This window comes from Cobetia sp. (assembly GCF_983723665.1).
On the sequence record NZ_CFDJES010000038.1, the window covers coordinates 12,399 to 13,969 of the forward strand.

At 63.0% G+C, this 1,571-nt stretch carries 2 protein-coding genes; both read right to left on the reverse strand.

Annotated features, from left to right (window positions below; all coding sequences use genetic code 11):
• Positions 1–440: glucosyltransferase domain-containing protein (locus tag AC4FAH_RS05820; RefSeq protein WP_490245763.1), on the reverse strand; the 440-nt coding region annotated here is incomplete at its 3' end.
• A gap of 144 nt (positions 441–584) precedes the next feature.
• Positions 585–1,424 carry a mechanosensitive ion channel family protein gene (locus AC4FAH_RS05825; protein WP_234368228.1) on the reverse strand — a complete coding sequence of 280 codons (840 nt, stop codon included), beginning with the start codon at positions 1,422–1,424 and terminating at the stop codon, positions 585–587.
• Positions 1,425–1,571: the final 147 nt, after the last annotated feature.

The window sequence follows — 1,571 nt, forward strand, 5'->3', positions numbered from 1 at the left end:
CTGGCCAGCGCCACGCTCATCGGCAGGCTGTCGAAGGCGTAACTGAAATTCTGCAGGGTGAAGGGCGTCAGCCAGATCAGCGCATTGCCCACTACGCAGCCCGCCAGCGAAAGCCCCGGCAGCCATCGCCACCAGGCCAGCGCCATGCCCGCCGCCAGTCCCCAGGCCGCCAGTTGCGGCAAGGGCGCGACATTGACCAGCACATCGCCAAAGCCCAGCAGACGCATGATGCCCTCGGCGGCCGGGCGCGCATTGAGCATCCAGCCGTAATAGCCATCCAGCGCACGACTCATGTCATCCAGATACAGCGCGCGCGTGGCAATCAGCGGCACAAGCCCGAGGCCGATCACCACAAGACTGGCAAGCAGAATGCGCCATGCCTGACGCCGTCTGGCATCAGCGGCATCACACGCTTGGGACAACGGCTGCGACCTTGTCATGCACTGGACTCCCGATCAGAACGATACCCAGGACGGATGACGTCGAGAGTACCTGACTCGGGGCGCGATGGAATGCCCCGACGAAAGCCCATGAAAAACGCCACCCGAGGGTGGCGTTGTCGACCTGCCTACGTGATGCGGAAGTTACTCGGCCGGCGTGCTGGCCTGATGGAAGTGCACATCGCGCTGCGGATAGGGAATGCTGATGCCGCGCTCATCGAAGGTCAGCTTGATGCGTTCGGTCATGTCCCACTTCAGCGCCCAGTAGTCGGAGGCCTGACACCACATGCGGAAGTTGAAGTTGACCGAGCTGTCGGCCAGTTCCGCCACGGCGATCAGGTAGGACGGCTCCTTCATGATGCGCTCATCACCGGCGACCAGCTCCTCGAGCACCGCCTTGACCTGACGGATGTCGTCGTCATAGCTGACACCGACGACCAGGTCCAGACGCCGCGTCGGCAGCGCCGAGTAGTTGGTGATGGTGTTGGACATGACGCTGGAGTTCGGCACGGTGACCTTGCGGTTGTCCGGCGTCACTAGGCGGGTCTGCAGCATGGTGATCTGATCGACGCTACCGGAGGTGCCGGCGGCTTCGACGTAATCGCCCTTCTTGAACGGACGCAGCGTGACCAGCAGGAAGCCGGAGGCCAGATTGGACAGCGAGCTCTGCAGCGCCAGACCGATCGCCAGACCCGCGGCACCCAGCGCGGCGATCATGGAGGTGGTATCGACACCGAGCTGATCCAGAGCGGTCAGCAGCACCATGACCACCAGGATGGCGTAGGCGATCTGGCCGACGAAACCGGCCGCCGCCTCGTCCATGCTCTTGCGGTGCAGCAGCGAGGTCGCCCACTGGGTCAGGCGCTTGGCGACCCACATGCCGAAGACCAGCACGGCCAGCGCCGACAGCAGGGTTCCGCCCCATTGCAGCCCTATCTCGAACAGCTGACTGGTATCCATGGGAATGGCATTCAAAAATTCCACGACAACTCCTTGAGCATCCCTTGCGTGGCAGTCAGCAGACCACCGGGTGCTTTATCGTTATAGGGCACGAGGCGCGCGCCGGGGACGCACTGACACTCGGCCGAACGGATCATTGGGTATTCACGCGCGCACAATTTACCTGACTAT